General features: G+C 63.8%; 10 protein-coding genes. 9 read left to right on the forward strand and 1 reads right to left on the reverse strand.

Annotated features, from left to right (window positions below; all coding sequences use genetic code 11):
* Positions 1-458 precede the first annotated feature (458 nt).
* Positions 459-1178: a DUF899 domain-containing protein gene (locus M5G11_RS22955; RefSeq protein WP_273913576.1), complete on the reverse strand. Its 720-nt coding sequence runs from the start codon at positions 1176-1178 to the stop codon at positions 459-461.
* Between the two features lie 213 nt (positions 1179-1391).
* Here M5G11_RS22955 and M5G11_RS22960 point away from each other — a divergent pair, with 213 nt between their 5' ends.
* The 9 genes from M5G11_RS22960 (at position 1392) to M5G11_RS23000 (ending at position 18206) form a co-directional block, all read left to right on the forward strand.
* Positions 1392-1676, forward strand: coding sequence for a YdcA family protein (locus M5G11_RS22960; protein WP_273913599.1), 285 nt, complete (start codon positions 1392-1394; stop codon positions 1674-1676).
* A gap of 76 nt (positions 1677-1752) precedes the next feature.
* Positions 1753-2514 carry an efflux RND transporter periplasmic adaptor subunit gene (locus tag M5G11_RS22965; protein WP_273913577.1) on the forward strand — a complete coding sequence of 254 codons (762 nt, stop codon included), beginning with the start codon at positions 1753-1755 and terminating at the stop codon, positions 2512-2514.
* Positions 2511-3830: an efflux RND transporter periplasmic adaptor subunit gene (locus tag M5G11_RS22970; RefSeq protein WP_273913578.1), complete on the forward strand. Its 1320-nt coding sequence runs from the start codon at positions 2511-2513 to the stop codon at positions 3828-3830. The genes M5G11_RS22965 and M5G11_RS22970 overlap by 4 nt, the downstream gene beginning before the upstream one ends.
* On the forward strand, positions 3827-5926 hold the full coding sequence (locus M5G11_RS22975; RefSeq protein WP_273913579.1) for a site-2 protease family protein: 2100 nt from the start codon (positions 3827-3829) through the stop codon (positions 5924-5926). The genes M5G11_RS22970 and M5G11_RS22975 overlap by 4 nt, the downstream gene beginning before the upstream one ends.
* A 114-nt stretch (positions 5927-6040) precedes the next feature.
* Positions 6041-6544 (forward strand): GNAT family N-acetyltransferase, encoded by a 504-nt coding sequence (locus M5G11_RS22980; protein WP_273913580.1) that lies wholly within the window; start codon positions 6041-6043, stop codon positions 6542-6544.
* Complete coding sequence (locus tag M5G11_RS22985) at positions 6544-6888, forward strand: DUF6916 family protein (protein ID WP_273913581.1); 345 nt, start codon at positions 6544-6546, stop codon at positions 6886-6888. The genes M5G11_RS22980 and M5G11_RS22985 overlap by 1 nt, the downstream gene beginning before the upstream one ends.
* 49 nt (positions 6889-6937) lie before the next feature.
* Positions 6938-7474: a phage tail protein gene (locus M5G11_RS22990; RefSeq protein WP_273913582.1), complete on the forward strand. Its 537-nt coding sequence runs from the start codon at positions 6938-6940 to the stop codon at positions 7472-7474.
* Between the two features lie 95 nt (positions 7475-7569).
* Complete coding sequence (locus tag M5G11_RS22995; RefSeq protein WP_273913583.1) at positions 7570-16680, forward strand: DUF4347 domain-containing protein; 9111 nt, start codon at positions 7570-7572, stop codon at positions 16678-16680.
* 50 nt (positions 16681-16730) lie between these two features.
* Entirely contained in the window at positions 16731-18206 is a 1476-nt protein-coding gene (locus M5G11_RS23000) for a TolC family protein (protein WP_273913584.1), read from the forward strand.
* Positions 18207-18288 lie beyond the last annotated feature (82 nt).

Here is an 18288-nt window from a genome sequence, read left to right on the forward strand (position 1 = left end):
TTTGTAGCCGCTGCCGTCAGGCTGCGCTGGAGCCCGTGAGGGCTCCTAAAGGCGGCGCCTGCTATGCAGGCGAGCGCAGCCTGACGGCAGCGGCTACATAGAAGCGATAGACCGCAAAGCAAGAGCGAAGCGAATTGTGCTGTTGATTTTGATCTACCGGCCCCGTTACCAGAGGCTGAACGGAGGTGTCGTTAAACGGGCAGGGGCGTAGCCCCCTTCGGCGTAGCCGAAGACGCGAGGCGTGCAAGTTGCGTAGCAACTTGTGTCCGCGGGCCCGTTTAACGGCACCGGAGTGAAGGGACCCGAAGCGAAGCGTAGGGCCGAATGGTGGGGCAAGAATTTTTGGTTACTTTTTTTTCGTCTGAAAAAAGTAGCCCGCCGTAAGGGCGGAAAGGTGACATCAAGTCCCTGCAAAAAATCGATATTCACCCCACCAAAAACAAGAGAGCGGGCCCAGCTCAATGACAGCACCCCCCTTTAACCTCCACCCCTTCATATTTGTCATGATGCCGAACCCAATCCATGGTCCCTTCTTCGTCCCGACCTTTTGGCAGCAGATCGAGGAAGTTATACGTCCCTACCAGAATATCCAGCCCACGTGCATAACTGGAATACGTATGAAAAACCGCCCCTGAGGCATCCCGATAGAACACACTCAAACCGGGTAGCTCAGTCTCATCGCCGCTATACGGCTCATAATTGTATTCAGCCTCCACGCCCCCAGGCGTCACCCCAAAATCCTGGTTGAACGAGGAGCCATGTGACGACACCCAGTCAAACCGCCACCCCATGCGCCGCTTGAACGCTTGATACTCCGCGTAGGGCGCCCGCGAAACCGCCACCAACACCACATCTTTTTGCTTCAGGTGCAGGTTGGCCCCATCAAAATGGTCGGCCAGAAACGAGCACCCAGGGCATCCTTCGGTCCATCCATCAGCAAACATGAAGTGATACACCAACAACTGACTGCGCCCGTTGAACAGCTCGCCCAGCGTCTTGCTGCCGTCGGCCGTCTGGAACCGGTAATCCGTGGTCACCTGAACCCAGGGCAGCGCGCGCCGGGCCGCGCTGAGCTCGTCACGTTGATGGGTAAAGGCCTTTTCGTGCAGCCACAGCTGGCGCCTGGCGCTCAGCCATTCACTGCGGGAAACCACCAGGGGTTTGCGATAGTTGTCCATGGTTGCGGTTCCTGCTTGGGTTGGGTCCTCTGGTCGTATCCTGCACCTGGATTTCGACAACACCCCCGTAAATAAACGCCAAAACCGATGAGCGGCCTACTTCCGCAGCGACAAAAACATTGATAGCATCCGGCCACTTTTCGCGGAGCACAGATCGTGGCTCGACTTTCCTGCCTGTCGCCACGTTTGCTGGGTGTGGGCCTGGTACTGCTGATGGCCGGCTCCGGCGCCCTGGCCGGCAACACGCCGTGCTCTGGCAGCAAGGGCGGTATCGCCCGCTGCGACGGTGATCTGTTCCTGTGCAACGACGGCTCCATCAGTGGTTCAAAGAAAAGCTGCTCGGCGCAATCGGCTGGCAGCAATGCCCGGCCTGCGCTACAACCCTTGCAGGGCCGTGCCGACGGCTGTGCCTGTGGCACCGGGGCGTTCTGCACGGGGCCGCGTGGCGGTGTGTACTGCCTGACCCCTTCAGGCAACAAGAGTTACCGACGCCACTGACCAACGGTGGTCAGGTTTGCGTCAACGCGACCGATACATAATCCAAATAAACAGCAATAACAAAGGATGCACCGTGATGAAGCAGGGAGCGTGGTGGGTGGCGTTGCTGATGGTCAGCAGCCTGTGTCAGGCCGCAACGGACGCCGATCCGCTGCTCGACGGTGCCACATCGACCGCCAGTGAAGTGCGTGGCGTGCTGCGCGCCCGCTCCCAGGCCGTGCTTGCCAGCGAACTGGCCGGCCGCGTGGTCGATATCCCCTACGCCGAAGGCCAGACCTTCAACAAGGGTGATGTGCTGGTGCGCTTCGATTGCAGCGCCTACCAGGCCCAGCAGAACGCCGCCAACGCCGCCGCCCGCGCGGCCCGCGAAGAGCTGCGCAACAAACAGCAACTGGCCGCCTTGAACTCGGTCGGGCGTTTCGAAGTGGCGCTGGCCGAAGCCCGCCAGGCCCAGTCCCAGGCCGAAGCCCAGGTCTACCAGGTGCAAGTCCAGCGCTGCCAGATCAAGGCGCCATTCGACGGCCAAGTGGTCACGCGCAAGGTCCAGGCCCACGAAAGCGTGGCCAGCGGCACGCCACTGCTGGAGATCGTCGACAACCGTTCGCTGGAAGTGCACCTGCTGGTGCCATCGCGCTGGCTCGGCAAGCTCAAGCCCGAACAGACCTTCAGCTTTGTCCCCGATGAAACCGGCAAGCCGCTTGATGCCGTGGTCAAGCGCCTGGGCGCACGCATCGATGAAGGCAGCCAGACCCTGCTGTTGATCGGCACCCTGCCGGCCAACAGCAGCGGCCTGCTTGCCGGCATGAGCGGCACCGCGCACTTCGCCGAGCAACCATGAACGCCCCCGTTCCCAATGCAATGGAGCAATTGCTCGCGCATTACCTGCGCCTGGAGCATCAGGCGCGCGCCGCGACGACGGTCGAGACGCTTGGCTACAGCATGGTCAACGATGCCCAGCCGTTGTTCGCCTTCCGCCACGCCGCCCTGGTGATCGCCGGCAAGGTGCGCGCGCTGACCGGAATCAGCGTGGTCGAGCCGAACGCGCCGTTCGTGGCCTTCATCGAGCATGCGGCCGCGCAACTGGTACGCAGCGGTCGTTTCGGCGTGCCGGGGCCGGTTGATCCACAAAGCCTTGACCAGACCAGCCGCGATGACTGGCAATCGCTGTCTGCGCCAGCCGCTTTCTGGTTGCCGCTCAAGGACCGCCAGGGCGAAGTGTTTGGCGGCCTGTGGCTGGCGCGCGACAACCCTTGGGTCGACGCCGAGCAAACCTTGCTCAGCCACCTGGGTGACTGCTACAGCCATGCCTGGCTGGCCTTGCAGCCGGGCAAACCCTGGCGCATCCGCTGGCCGGCGCGTACCCGCTGGGCGATTGCCGGTGCGGCGCTGCTGGTGCTGCTGGTGCCGGTGCGCCAGTCGGTGCTGGCGCCTGCCGAGGTGGTCCCGCGCAACGGCCAGGTAGTGGCGGCGCCGCTGGATGGCGTGGTCGCCGAGTTTCTGGTCAAGCCCAATCAACTGGTCACGCCGGGCCAGGTGCTGGTGCGCTTTGACGCTACCAGCCTGAAGGCTCAAGCCGATGTCGCTGAACGCACCCTCGGGGTTGCTGAGGCCGAGTTCAAGGCCAATACCCAGCGTGCCTTCTCCGACAGTGAATCCAGCTCGCGGCTCGACCTGCTGGCGGCGCGCGTCGAGCAGAAGCGCGCCGAGCGCGACTATGCCCGCGACCTGCTGGCCCGCTCCGAAGTGCGCGCCGAACGCGCCGGCATCGCCGTTTTCGCCGACGCCCAACGCTGGACCGGCAAGCCGGTACAGACCGGCGAGCGCCTGCTGGAAATCGCCGACCCGGCCCAGGCCGAGCTGCGCATCGAATTGCCGGTGGCCGATGCCATCAGCCTGGAGCCGGGCGCCGAAGTCGCCCTGTTCCTCGACAGCGACCCGTTGCACCGCCACAGCGCCGAGCTGGAACGTGCGGCCTATGAAGCGCAGAACACCCCGGCCGGCCAACTGGCTTATCGCCTGGATGCGCGCTTCGTTGAGGCCCCGCCACGGATCGGCCTGCGCGGCACGGCCAAGCTGTTTGGCCAGCGTGCGCCGCTGGCGCTCTACGTGTTGCGCCGGCCGCTGGCCGCTCTGCGTCAGACGGTTGGCCTGTGATGCTGCCGGCGCTGCGCCCGGACCTGCAACTGTCGCCCGGTGCGCCAGCGCTGGACGGTGCGCCGCAATGGACGCTGGCCGACCCGCTGCGCGGGCGCTATTTCAAGCTCGGTGCACCGGCCATGCGCCTGCTCCGGCACTGGGCGCTGGGCGACCCGGCGCGGGTACTGGCGGCAGCCAACCGCGAGCCGGGCGTTCCCTTGCCAGTGGCAGCCATCGAGGAATTGCTGCGGTTCCTGCGCGGGCATGACCTGGTGGCCGCGACCGATGCCGAGCAGCGCGCCGGGTACGCCGACAAGGCTGCCAGCCAGCGCCAGGGCCTGTGGACCCAGTTGCTGCACAAATACCTGTTCTTCCGTATTCCGCTGTGGCGCCCGGATGCCTTCCTCAACCGCACCTGGCCCTGGCTGGAGCGCTTCGGCCCAGGCCTGCTGCGCTATGGCTTGCCGGCGGTGCTGTGCCTGGGGTTGTTTCTGGTGTTGCGTGACTGGCAGCGCTTTCTGGCGACCTTCCCACACCTGCTGAGCCTCGGCGGCGCTGCAGCGTTTGCCATCGCCCTGGGGTTTGCCAAGCTGTGCCACGAATTCGGCCATGCCTACATGGCCAAGCGCGCCGGCTGCCGGGTGCCGAGCATGGGCCTGGCGTTCATGGTGCTGCTGCCGATGCTCTACACCGACGTCAGTGACGCCTGGCGCGTGCAAGACCGGCGCACCCGCCTGCTGATCGGCGCCGGCGGCGTGCTCGCCGAACTGCTGCTGGCCTGCATTGCCCTGCTGGCCTGGTCGCTGTTGCCGGACGGGGCAGGGCGCACCGCAGCCTTCATGCTCGCCAGTGCCACCTGGATCACCACGCTGGCGATCAACCTCAACCCGTTGATGCGCTTTGACGGCTACTTCCTGCTCAGCGACCTGTGGGCCGTCGACAACCTGCAAGGCCGCGCTTTCGCCCTGTGCCGCTGGCGCCTGCGCGAGGCGCTGTTCGGCTATGGTGAAGCCGCGCCGGAACCCTGGCCAGCCAAGGAGCGCCGGCGCCTGCTGATCTGGGGCTACGCCTCGTGGATCTGGCGCGCGATCCTGTTTTTCGGTATCGCCCTGGCGGTCTATCACTTGTTCTTCAAGGCCCTGGGCATCTTTTTGATGTTGGTGGAGCTGACCTGGTTTATCGCCTTGCCGATCTGGCGCGAAGGTGCGCACTGGTGGCAACAACGCGAACGCGCCCAGCCACGCAAGGTGCTGTGGCTCGGCCTTGGCCTGGCGGCGCTGCTGGCGCTGTTGCTGGTGCCATGGCGCAGCGATGTCGAGGTGCCGGCAATGTTGGAGGCCTCGAAAGTCAGCGCCCTGCATGCGCCAACCGCCGCACGGATTCGTGAAGTGCGGGTGAAGGACGGCCAGCACGTCGCCCAGGACGAACTGCTGTTGGTGCTGGAGTCGCCTGACCTGGATTCACGCCTGCAGATTGTCCGTCGCGAAATCGAGATCTTGCAGCTGCAATTGCGCCGTCAGGCGGCGCGCAGCGAGACGGCGGCCGACAGCGGCATCCTTGAGCAGCGCCTGGCCGAGGCCGTGGCGGAATACCGTGGGCTGGTGGCCCAGCGCGAACGCCTCAACTTGCGCGCCCCGCATGCCGGGGTGGTGCGCGATCTGGCCACGGGCCTCGCGCCCGGGCGCTGGATCGCCGCGCAACTGCCGCTGGCGATAGTGGCTGAAGAGGGCGTGCGGCTGCGCGGCTACCTGACTGAATCGGAGCTGTGGCGCGTCGAGCCTGGCGCACGCGGGCATTTTGTGGCGGATGATCCGCTGCGCGACTCCCTGCGCGTGAGCCTCAGCGACGTCGACACCACCGGGGTCGCCGCGATTGATCACGAAGCCCTGGTTTCCGAGCATCAGGGGCCCATTGCGATACGCCGTGACGAGCAACGCCGGGCGCAGCCGATACAGGCGCAATATGGCGCACGATTCGTGCTCGAAAATGGTGCGCAAACCACGGTTTCGCGCCCTGTTCGCGGGCTTGTGGTGCTCGAAGGCAAGGGTGAGTCGCTTTTAGGATCCGCCTGGCGACGGATGGCCGCATTAGGTGTACGAGAAAGCGGATTTTGATGGTGCGATTGTAAGACAAGTGGAATAAGATGCCATCACAATGATCTCACGCCAGCCGTGAGACATTCGGGCGCACGGATCAACGCAACGCTGCATGCAGGGACGCTATAAAACATGACCATCCCCGGTTTGAGTTTTCGCCCGACCAGCCAAGGCGACATGGCCTTCCTGCAACATTTATATGCAACCACCCGCGCGGCCGAAATGAGCCACAGCGGCTGGCCCGCCGCACAGATCGACGAATTTCTCACCCAGCAGTTCAATGCCCAGCACCAGTACTACCAGGCACACTTCCCGGACGGGGAGTTCTGGTTGATCGAGCGTGAGGGCCAGGCCATTGGCCGGCTGTACCTGTTCTGGGGCAAGACCGCACTCAACCTGATCGATATTGCGCTGCTGCCCGCCTGCTGCGGCCAGGGTCTTGGTTCGCGAATCATTCAAACGCTGGTGCAGCGTGCACATGCATGCGGGCTGGCGATTGAGTTGTCGGTGGAATATTACAACCCGGCGCAGCGGCTCTACGCCCGTCTCGGTTTCCTGCCAATCGCCGACTCGGGGGTTTACCGCCGCCTGCGCCGCGAAGCCGCTACGCCTGAACTGTTGGCCGTGGAGGCCTGATGACTGAACCTTGCGTTTTCCTGATGCCAACCTTTGCCGAGCTGCAAGACGCCGATGCTGGTGCGTTCGCGCTGTCCCTGGACCCGCAGACACGCGTGCCGATCGAGCGGGTGCGGCTTGATCAAGGTGTGGCCATGAGCGCTCGCCACGAATGTTTCTCGGTGTGTTTCGCCTTGCCGGCTGGCCTGTCGCTGGATCAGGCCGTCTACCGCGTGTTCGGCCCGGCGCAACAGGAGTGGGTGATGATGATGACGCCCGTTATGCCCGAACCGGATGGCCGCTACGTGCTGCAAGCAGTGGTACACCGCGAATGCGCGGCTGCGCCAGCGCCGATCGTTGCCTGAATACGTCGTACCTCATCTGTTTACATAACCAAAGTAAAGGTAGTGCCACATGTCTGAACCATTTGTCGGTGAGATCAAGATGTTCGGCGGTAACTTCGCGCCTTACCAGTACGCACTCTGTAACGGCCAGATTATGCCGATCCAGCAGAACCAGGCGTTGTTTACAATTTTAGGCACCTCCTTTGGTGGCAATGGTCAGACCAACTTCGCGCTGCCAGACCTGCGTGGTCGGGCGCCTATGCATGTTGGACAGTCGCCTGGCGCCAACAATATCAACCTCGGCGAATCGGGTGGCACGCCGTCGACGACGATGAGCGTCAACCAGATGCCTAACCATTCTCACCCGATCATGGTGTCAACCGGCGGCGCCAGTGCCGACAAAGGCTCAAGCGCCCTGATGTTGGCGCAGAGCGCCACCAGCGACCTGACGCCCGTGAATATTTATGGTGCGGCAAGCACCAATGTCGCGCTTGCTGCACAGTCCTGCGGCGCGGTGGGTGGCAACCTGCCTTTTTCGATCCAGAGCCCGTACCTGGGCATCAACATGATCATCGCCTTGTATGGCATTTTCCCATCGCGTAACTGATTGACCAACGGCACGGTGGCGCGCTTGTCGCGCACCGTTGCCACACCGTTCCAGTCGGCAACCAGAGCGACAACCCGCACAGCGTGAGGTGCAACATGAAGTTCATCGATCGATTCAAACGCCAGGGCCGGCCAGCGCCCACTGCTTCGGGCTCTGTCGGTCAGGCACCGCTGTTGTTCGCCCTGGAACCGCGCATCATGTTCGACGCCTCGGTAGCGGTGGTCGCCCAGGAGGCGACGGCCGAGCCTGCCAAGGACACCGCAAAAGACACCGCGACAGCCGATCACGGCGAAAAGGCCGCGGTTGCCACGGCTGATGCCACCAGCAGCGGCGCCAGTCAGCGCCATGAAGTGGTGTTCGTCGATGGCCAGATCAGTAACCCGCAGGATGCCCTCAAGGGCTTGCCGGCGGGCAGTGAAGTGGTCGTGCTGGACCCGAGCAAGGACGGCCTCAAGCAGATGGCCGACTACCTCAAGGGCCGCAACGACCTGGATGCGATCCATGTGTTGTCCCACGGTGCCTCGGGCACCGTGCAACTGGGCAACGTGTGGCTCGACAGCACCAACCTCGCCGAGCACGGCGAAGCCTTGCAGTCGATCGGCCAGGCGCTCAAGGCCGATGGCGACCTGATGCTTTATGGCTGCAAGGTCGGCAAAGACGCCGCAGGCCAGGCGTTCGTCTCGCAATTGGCCGGCCTGACCGGGGCCGACGTCGGCGCCTCCATCGACGACACCGGGGCCAACGCCCTGGGCGGCAACTGGACCCTGGAACGCAGCAGCGGTCAGCTCGAAACAGCGTCCTTGGCACTCAACGATTACCAGGGATTGCTGGTGACCTCCTGGAACACCGGCACCGCACCGCTGACCGGTACGCCCATTACCACGCCCGGGCGCGTGGTGGTCGGGGACTTTGACAACGACGGTGATACCGACATTCTCTACCAGACCGTTGGCAACGGTTCGGCCTGGGCCTATGCACGCAGCAATGGCGATGGCACCTTCACCCTGCAAACCCAGGCGCAGTCGCCGTTCAGCGCGGTGGTGCTGCCGGACCACACCGGTACCAACTACTATGTTGCCGACTTTGATGGCGATGGCGATGTGGATGTCCTCAGCGGGATCAACGGCACCACGGGCACTTACCTGCGCAATGACGGCGGCACCTTCTCCACCCAGTCCTCGGCGAGTTTCCCAGCGCCTTTGGCCGCTGGCCGCATGCTGGTCGGGGACTTCGACAACGATGGCGACGTCGACATCCTCTACCAGACCGGCGGCAATGGCACGACGTTCGGCTTTGCGCGCAACAATGGTTCCGGCGTCTTCACCCTGCAAACACAGGCCCAGTCACCGTTCAGCGCTGTAGTGCTGCCTGACCACCTCGGCAACAACTACTTTGCCGGTGACATCGATGGCGACGGCGACCTGGATATCCTGGCCAGCACCAACAACACGACCGGCGCCTACCTGCGCAACGACAACGGGGTGTTCAGCACTCAGTCGACGGCAACCTTCCCGGCACCTGCCGCCGCTGGCCGTGTATTGCTGGCCGACTTCGACAGTGACGGCGACGCGGACATCCTTTATCAGACCGGCGGCAACGGTTCGGCCTGGGCCTATGCGCGCAGCAACGGCGATGGCACCTTCACCCTGCAAACCCTGGCCCAGTCGCCACTGGCCGGGGTTTCCCTGGTCGATCATAGCGGCACCAGCTATCGCATAGGTGACTTCGACGGCGATGGCGATATCGACCTTTATGGCGGGGTTGCCAACTCGGCCGGCAACCTCTATGTACAGAACGACCGTCCGCCGATCATCGTCACCTCCACCCCGAGCGACAACGGCCTGAACGTCGACCCCAACGCCAACATCGTGCTGACCTTCAACGAGTCGGTCGCCAAGGGTGGCAGTGGCAACATCTATATCGTGCGCACCAGCGACAACGTGGTGGTCGAGACCATCGCCATCGGCAGTTCGCAGATCACCGGTGCCGGCACCACCTGGACCATCGATCCGTCGATCACCCTGGCGCTGGGCACCGGCTATGCCATCCGCTTCGACAGCAAGACCTTTGTCGACGGCGAAGGGGCGATCTTCAAGGGCGTGAAGGACAACACCACGCTGAACTTCACCACCCGCAACAACCTGGCGCCGGTAGTCGGCAACCTGGGCGGTGATAGCACGGTGTACACCGAAGGCGGCTCGCCGCTGGTGATCGATGCGGGCGGCAATGCCACGGTCACTGACGCCGACTCTACGGACTTCAACGGTGGTAACGTCACCGTGGCCATCATCACCAACCGGGTAGCTGGCGAAGACCTGCTGGGCATTCGCAACGAGGGCAACGGCGCGGGGCAGATCGGCGTTTCCGGCAGCAACGTGTTGTATGCCGGCACGATCATCGGCACCTTCGCCGGTGGCAGCGGCGCCAACAACCTGGTCATTACCCTGAATGCCAACGCCAATGCGGCGGCTGTTCAGGCCCTGGTGCGCAACCTGACCTACAGCAATGCCAACAACGCCGACATCGCCACCGCTGCGCGCACCGTGCGGGTCACGGTCAATGACGGCGACGGCGGCACCAGCAGCAATGCTGATATCAACATTGCGATATCACCGCTCAACGATGCGCCGACGCTGACGGCTACCGGTGGTACGCCGACCTTCACTGAAGACGGCAGTGCCGTGGACCTGTTCAGTGGCGTGACGGTGTCTACCGTCGAGGCCGGGCAGAACATCAAGCAGATCACCTTTACCGTCACCAATGTGGTCGATGCCGGCTTCGAGCGCCTGACGATAGATGGCACCACGTTCCTCCTGACCAATGGCGCCAGCGGTATCACCCTCACCAATGGGTTGACCTACTCGGTGTCGTTCAGCGGTTCGACGGCAACGGTTACCTTGTCCAGTGGCGGCGGCATCAGCGCGGCAGCCACTGCGGGCGTGGTTGACGGCATGGCCTACAGCAACCTCAGCCAGGCGCCCAGCACTGGCGTCAGCCGCGTAGTGACCCTGACCAGCATCGAGGACACTGGCGGCACCAGCAATGGCGGGGTAGACACTTCAGTCCTGGCAATTTCCGCGACCGTCACCGTGGTGGCCGTGAACGACGCGCCGACCTTGTCGGGCGGCCCGTTTGCCTTGCCAGGTACCGATGAAGATACGCTGTCCGCGGGGCAGTTGGTCTCGAGCATTCTCGCCGGCCTGACCCGCGGTGATGTCGATACGGGTGCGTTGTCAGGTATTGCCGTGACGGGCGCCAGCGGTAGTGGCACCTGGCAGTACTCCACCGATGGCACCACCTGGACCAGCTTCGGCCTGGTGTCCATCAGCAATGGCCTGCTGCTGAGCAGCACCAGCCAGGTACGCTTCGTGCCGGACGGCGCCAACGGCGGTAACGCCAGCCTGACCTTCCGTGCCTGGGACCAGACCAGCGGCGCGGCTTCGACCAACGGCGCGCGCTCTGTCGGCGACACCAGCGTCAATGGCGGGACCACGGCCTATTCGACCGGCACCGCGCAGGCACAACTGACGGTGACGTCGGTCAACGATGCGCCGGTGCTGACCCCTGGCGCACCGATACTGCCCGGGATTGGCGACGGGCAGGTCAACAATGCCGGGCAAACCGTGGGCAGCTTCGCCAACGGCGGCATCTCCGATGTCGACAGCGGTGCTGTGACCGGCATCGCCATTACCGGCACGCTGAATGGCACGGGTACCTGGCAGTACAGCCTGGATGGCACCACCTGGAGCGACATCGGCACCGTCGCGGGCAACAGCGCCTTGCTGCTGCGCAGCACCGACAAGGTCCGTTTCGTCCCCGATGGCGTGACCGGCACCAGCGCGAGCCTGACCTTCAAAGCCTGGGACCAGACTGGCGCCACGGCCGGCCAGCAGGGCACCAAGGCCGATGCCACGGTCTCGGGCGGCACCAGCGCCTTCTCGACGGCCAGCGACAGCGCAAGCATCCTGGTCACAGCCGTCAACGATGCCCCGACCCTCACCACCAGCAATGGCAGTGCAGGCTTTGTCGAGGGTAACAACACGACTTCGACCCCGGTGGTCATCGATGCCAATCTGACCATCAGCGACTCGGACAACACCACGTTCGTCCAAGCCACCGTAGCGATCACCGGCAACCTGCAGGTTGGCCAGGATGTCCTGGCATTCACTGCCAACCCGGCGATCACCGGCGATATCACGGGCAGTTACAACCCGCTTACCGGGGTAATGACGCTCAGCTCGGCCAGCGGCACGGCAACCACTGCACAGTGGCAGGCCGCGCTGCATTCGGTGACCTACACCAACACCTCGGATGCGCCCAACACCGCCACGCGCACTGTCAGCTTCATCATCAATGATGGTCAGTTGAACAGTTTGGCAGCCAGCCGCACCGTGACCGTGACGGCGGTCGACGATTCACCCCTGCTCACCGCGCCGGGGACCATCAGCCTCGTCGAAGATACCAGCGGCGCGCTGACGGGCATCAGCATCAGCGATGCCGACAGCGGCACGGCCACGGTGACCTTTACCGTGGCCTCCGGCAGCCTGCTGGCCACCAGTGGCAGCGGGGTGACGGTAGGTGGCAGCGCTGGCGCGCGTACCTTGAGCGGTAGCGTCGCCAGCATCAATGCCTTCATCGCTGCCGGCAAGCTGACCTACACTCCGGATGCGAATGCCAACGGCAGCGTGAGCCTGGGCGTGAGCGTCGACACCGGCAGCGTCAGCGTGGCCAGCGGTAGCGTAAACCTGCAGATCGCTGCGGTGAACGATGCACCGCAGATCATCACGCCTGGCTCGATCAGCTTCACTGAGGATACGCAGGGGTATGTGACCGGCGTTTCGTTCAATGATGTCGATGCGGGCAGTGGCGCGGTCACCGTCAACCTGTCGGTGCCTGGCGGTGTGTTGAGCGCACTTTCCGGCAATGGCGTCACCGTCGGCGGTACGGGCACCGGTGCGTTGGTGCTGACAGGCAGCATCGCCGACATCAATGCCTTCATCGCCGCCAATGGCGTGAGTTATTCCCCAGCGGCGAATGCCAATGGCAACGTCGTGCTCAGTGTGCAGGTCAACGATGGTGGCAATACCGGGTCGGGTGGTGCGCTCACTGCCAATACCACGATGATCCTGGCTATTGCGGCGGTCAACGATGCGCCGGTCATCAACCTGCCGGTCAGCCTGGGCGTCAGCCAGGACAGCAACCTGACCTTCAATAGCGCCAACGGCAGCCTGATCAGCCTCAATGATGTCGATGCCGGCAGCGGCGCCATATCGGTCACCCTGACCGTGAGCCATGGCACCTTGACGCTCTCGGGTACCAGCGGGCTGATGTTCCAGGTGGGCTCGGGCGCCGGCGATGCGACGATGACTTTCATCGGTTCGCAGAGTGATATCAATGCAGCGCTCAACGGCATGGTGTTCACCCCGACCGCCGGCTACAACGGCAGCGTCGCGCTGCAGATGGCCGCCAATGACCAGGGCAACAGCGGCAGTGGTGGCGCCCAGAGCATTATCGAGAACCGTGTCATCACCGTGGCACCACTCAACCCGCGGGTGACCAGCGTTTCCTCGTCGTCGGGCAACGGCAGTTACAAGGTCGGCGACACCATTACCGTGGTAGTGACCTTCGACCAGAGCGTACAGGTCGATAGCTCGGGCGGTACGCCAAGCCTGTTGCTGGAAACCGGCTTGATCGACCGTAACGCAGTGTATGTATCCGGTTCGGGCAGCAATTCGCTGGTCTTCAACTACGTTGTTCAGGCCGGGGACGTCAGCGCCGACTTGAACTACGCCTCGACCACGGGCCTGGCGCTCAACGGTGCAACCATTCGCAGCGTCACCGCCGATGATGCCGTGCTCAACCTGCCAACCGCAGGCAGCGGCAACTCGTTGGCTGATCAGAAAGCTATCGTCATCGACGGGATCGCCCCGGTGATCAACAGCGTCGGCGTTCCGGCCAATGGCACCTACGCACTTGGGCAGAACCTGGACTTCACCCTGAACCTGAGTGAAGTGGTGTCGGTGTGGGGCTCGCCACGCCTGGAAATCACCCTGGATAACGGTGGTACGGTGTTCGCCGAGTATGTCTCAGGCTCTGGCACCAGCGCGTTGGTGTTCCGCCTGACGGTTGCCACTGGCCAACTCGACAGCAACGGTATCAGCGTTGGCAGCAACCTGGTGCTCAATGGCGGCAGCATCACGGATGTGGCGGGCAATACGGCCACTGGCACCCTCAGCAACGTCGGCAACACCAGCGCGGTACTGGTCGACGGTGTGGTACCAGTGGTGGCTACGGTCGACGTACCGGCAAACGGTGTGTATCGCGCAGGTGATGTACTGAACTTCACCGTCAACACCAGTGAATCGGTAGTGGTCTCGACGGCGGGTGGCACGCCACGCCTGGCGGTGGATGTCGGCGGGGTCATCTACTACGCCAACTATGTCTCGGGCTCTGGCACTGGCACCCTGGTGTTCCAGTACGTCGTGCAGGCTGGCAGCAATGATGGCAATGGCCTGCAAGCTGCCGGCACCCTGGACCTCAACGGTGGCAGCGTCAACGACGCAGCCGGCAACCAGTTGACCCTGGCCCTCAATGGCCTGGGCAGCACGGCGGGCGTGCTGGTCGATACGGCGGCACCGACCGTCGGCGGCGTGGTCGCCATCGATGCCAGCCCAAGCAATGCCGGCAGTGTGCGCTACACCCTGACGTTCAACGAGACGGTCAGCGGCGTGGACATCAGCGACTTCAACCTGAACTTCACCGGCACCGCGAGCGGTACCATCAGCAGCGTCACCTCGCTGGATGGTCGCACCTACACCGTGCTGGTCAGTGCGCTGGGCGGCGTCGGCAGCCTGCGCCTGGACCTCAATGCGAGTGGCACCGGGATTGTCGATGCAGCTGGCAACGCGCTGGCGGGTGGGCAAACGGGCGCGGTGTATCAGATCGACCGAGTGGCGCCATCGGTCAGCAATGTCTCGGTACCCGCCAACGGCACCTATGTTGCCGGGCAGCACCTGGACTTCACCGTGAACCTCGACGAGGCAGTGCTGGTCGATACGACGGGTGGCACACCTCGCTTGCAGATCACCCTGGACACCGGCGGTACGGTCTATGCCGACTACCTCTCGGGTTCGGGCAGCAACGCGCTGGTGTTCCGCCTGACGGTGAGCAGCGGGCAGCTGGACAGCAACGGCATCAGCGTCGGTGCGGGCCTTGACCTCAATGGCGCAGTGGTGCGCGACAGCATCGGCAACAACGTCAACACCGCGCTCAACAACGTCGCTGGCACCACGGGTGTGCTGGTCGATGCGGTGATCCCTACAGTTGCCGGTGTCACCGTACCTCAAGATGGTAGCTACAACGCCGGCGATGTCCTGACCTTCACGGTCAACGCCAGCGAGTCGGTGCTGGTCGACACCAGTACGGGCACGCCACGGCTGACGCTGACCATTGGCGGGGTGACCCGTTATGCCACCTACGTTTCCGGTTCGGGTACCGGCCAACTGGTGTTTGCCTACACCATTCAGTCCGGCAACAACGACGCCGACGGCATCCAGGTGGCGAGCACGCTGGACCTCAACGGCGCCAGCGTACGTGATGCCGCCGGCAACAACCTGAACCTGGCGCTGAACATCGGCAATCTGCCGGGCGTGCTGGTCGATACCGTCGCGCCGCAGGTGGCGGATATCGTCCGGGTCGACGTCAGCCCGACCAACAGCGGCTCGGTGCGCTACACCGTGACCTTCGATGAAAGCGTCAACGGGGTCGATTCGGCGGACTTCGCCCTGGTCTTCAGCGGCACCGCTGCCGGGCGGATCAGCAGCGTCACCCGTGTCGATGGTCGCACCTACAGCGTACTGGTCGATAACCTGGCCGGTGTGGGCACGGTACGCCTTGACCTCAACGGTGTCGGCACCGGCATCAGCGATGCCGCTGGCAACACCATTGGTGGTGGCCTTGAAGGCAGCGCCTACAGCATCGACCGGGTCGCGCCAAGCGTGACCGGGGTGGATGTGCCGCGCGGTGGCACCTACGTGGCCGGGCAGGGCCTGGACTTCACCGTACACCTGAGCGAAGCGGTGCTGGTCGATACCGGTGACGGCCTGCCGCGCCTGGCAATCACCCTGGACAATGGCCGGGTGGCCTATGCCGACTACGTTTCGGGCTCGGGCAGCAACGCCCTGGTCTTCCGCCTGACCATCAGCAACGGCCACCAGGCTGCCAATGGGGTCGGCGTGGCATCGACCATCGACCTGAACGGCGGGACCCTGCGCGATGCGCGCGGCAACGACGCGCAAACCGGCCTGAACAACATGGGCAACGTCTCGGGCATCGTCATCGACGCCCGTGCGCCACGCCCTGTCGACATCGTGCTTGACGGCCCGGCTTCAAGCCAAGGGCCTACGCTGAGCTTCACGCTGACCTTCGATGAGGCGGTCAGTGGCGTGGACGCCAACGACTTCAGCGTCCTGGCGACCGGAAGTGCCAGCGGCAGCGTGCAGTCGGTGGTGCAGCTGGATGCACATACCTATCGGGTGACCGTGGGCGGTGTGAACGGGCAGGGCAACCTGGGGTTGAGCCTCAATGCGCTGGGCAGCGGCATTCGCGATGCGGCGGGCAACGCCCTGGCCGTTTCGCTGGCTGGTCCCGCATACCAGGTACGCAGCCAGGATGCCGGCGACCCACTGTTCCGGGTCACCACGCCGGCCGCGCCGGAACTCACGGTCGGTCAGCCATTGCAACCACAGGTGTTTGGCGCACCGCTTGTCCCGAGCCTTTCACCGTTGGTGCCAGCACCGCTGTTTGAACAGCAGACCCTGGGCAACGGTCTCGACACGCTGGGCAAAATCTTCATTCAAAACGGCTTGAGTGCACCGAGCTTCATCGCCCAGGTCTTTGCCAGCAGTGATGCCGGCGATGGCTCGGGCAATGGCTTCCTTGGCTTTGGCGGTGGTGACGGTGGCGTGTTTGGCACCAGCACCTTTGCCGGGCTGTTCGCGCGGGATGTTCCGCAGGATGGCGGCGCAATGCGAGTGTTCGATGGCAAGCAGTGGCGTACCACCGACCCGGCGCAAGGTTTGCGTGCGGTGTTCGGCGCCGCGTCGCTGGGGCAGCAATTGCAGGACATCAAGGATGCCGAACAGCGTCCGCTACGCGAATTGGCCATGGCGCTGGCACAGCCGACAGAGATCGGCAACCGCACCTGATACGCCAGTAAAACTTTGAAGATCGAGCCGTACCAGGGGGCGGCCCAAGGATGAAAAAATCACAGAAACTGTTCAGCGCCAGCTTGCTGGCGCTGGCAATCAGCGGTTGTGCGGTGACCAGTGAACCGATTGACCAAAGCGTCAGCCAGGACCGCGCTCGCAGCGACCTGGCCAGCATGTTCAAGGACCAGGAGCCGATTGGCGGCCCGCTGACTTTGCACCAGGCCATGGCGCGGGCGGTGAAGTACAACCTTGAAGCACGCTTGAAAGTCATGGAGGAAGCCCTGGCCAAGCGCCAGGTCGACCTCGCCCAGTTCGACATGTTGCCGCGCATGGCCATGGAAGCCGGTTATGCCGGGCGTGACAACGTCAACGCCTCCAGCAGCCAGAGCGTGCGCACCGGCACCCAGTCCCTGGAGCCATCGACCTCCCAGGACCGTGACCGTGACGTGGCCGACCTGACCATGGTGTGGAACGTGCTGGACTTCGGTGTCAGCTATGTCAGCGCCAAGCAGCAGGCCGACCAGCGCCTGATTCTGCAGGAGCGTCGGCGCAAGGTGATCCACACCATCACCCAGGACGTGCGTTCGGCGTACTGGCGGGCAGTGGCCGCGGAGCGCTTGCTGAACCAGATCGACAGCCTGATGGGCCGGGTCGCGGTGGCGCGGGACAACAGCCAGCACATGAGTAGCCAGCGGATCGGTGACCCGGTGCAATCGCTGAGCTATCAGCGGGCGCTGATCGAAGCGACCCGCCAGCTGGAAGAGCAGCGTCGGGCGTTGTCATTGGCCAAGACCGAACTGGCGGCGCTGATCAACCTGCCGCTGAACACCAACTTCACCCTGGCGCCGGAACAGGGCTATGTGGTGCCGCAGTTCAAGGCGGACTTCAGCAAGCTGGAGCAGCAGGCATTGGCCAGCCGTCCGGAACTGCGCGAGCAGGATTACCAGGCGCGTATCACCGCGGCGGAAACCCGCAAGGCGATGCTGCGTTTGCTGCCGGGGTTGGAGTTCTCGGTGGGTGGGCATTACGACAGCAACTCGTTCCTGGTCAACCAGAGCTGGGCGGATTACGGGGTGAAGATCACCTGGAACCTGTTCAACGTGCTGTCCGCTCCGGCGGCGATCAAGGTCGCCAAGGCTGGCGAAGATGTGGCGGCGGCGCGGCGTCAGGCGATGTCGATGGCGGTATTGGCGCAGTTGTATGTGGCCAACGCCAACTACAACGAGGCGGCGCGACAGTTCCGTACCAGCGAAGAGCTGGCGGCGCTGGATGGGCAGATTGCCGAGCAGCTGCGTAACCGCTACCAGACGCAGAATATTGGTGAGCTGGAGTTGATCCAGGGCGAGCTGAACAACCTGCAGACGCAGTTGAAGCGCGACTTGTCGTATGCCGAACTGCGTAATGCGTATGCGCAGTTGTATGTGAGTTCGGGGACTGACCTGCTGCCGGATACCTTGCCGGACAGCAAGCTGTCGACCATTGCTTCGGCGTTGCAGAGCAGCGAAGCACACTGGGGGCAGTGATCTAGCGGTTCCTGTGGGGGCTGTTCAGGCCCCATCGCCGGCAAGGCCGGCTCCCACAGAGGCTGCATGCACCTTGAGGCCC

This window comes from Pseudomonas fontis, from assembly GCF_028656955.1.
In the GTDB taxonomy this organism is placed as follows: domain Bacteria; phylum Pseudomonadota; class Gammaproteobacteria; order Pseudomonadales; family Pseudomonadaceae; genus Aquipseudomonas; species Aquipseudomonas fontis.

Excerpts from the sequence above, each read along its gene's own strand:
- M5G11_RS22955 (WP_273913576.1), bottom strand. The coding sequence starts at position 1,178 with ATGGACAACTATCGCAAACCCCTGGTGGTTTCCCGCAGTGAATGGCTG.
- M5G11_RS22960 (WP_273913599.1), top strand. The coding sequence starts at position 1,392 with ATGGCCGGCTCCGGCGCCCTGGCCGGCAACACGCCGTGCTCTGGCAGC.
- M5G11_RS22965 (WP_273913577.1), top strand. The coding sequence starts at position 1,753 with ATGAAGCAGGGAGCGTGGTGGGTGGCGTTGCTGATGGTCAGCAGCCTG.
- M5G11_RS22970 (WP_273913578.1), top strand. The coding sequence starts at position 2,511 with ATGAACGCCCCCGTTCCCAATGCAATGGAGCAATTGCTCGCGCATTAC.
- M5G11_RS22980 (WP_273913580.1), top strand. The coding sequence starts at position 6,041 with ATGACCATCCCCGGTTTGAGTTTTCGCCCGACCAGCCAAGGCGACATG.
- M5G11_RS22985 (WP_273913581.1), top strand. The coding sequence starts at position 6,544 with ATGACTGAACCTTGCGTTTTCCTGATGCCAACCTTTGCCGAGCTGCAA.
- M5G11_RS22990 (WP_273913582.1), top strand. The coding sequence starts at position 6,938 with ATGTCTGAACCATTTGTCGGTGAGATCAAGATGTTCGGCGGTAACTTC.
- M5G11_RS22995 (WP_273913583.1), top strand. The coding sequence starts at position 7,570 with ATGAAGTTCATCGATCGATTCAAACGCCAGGGCCGGCCAGCGCCCACT.
- M5G11_RS23000 (WP_273913584.1), top strand. The coding sequence starts at position 16,731 with ATGAAAAAATCACAGAAACTGTTCAGCGCCAGCTTGCTGGCGCTGGCA.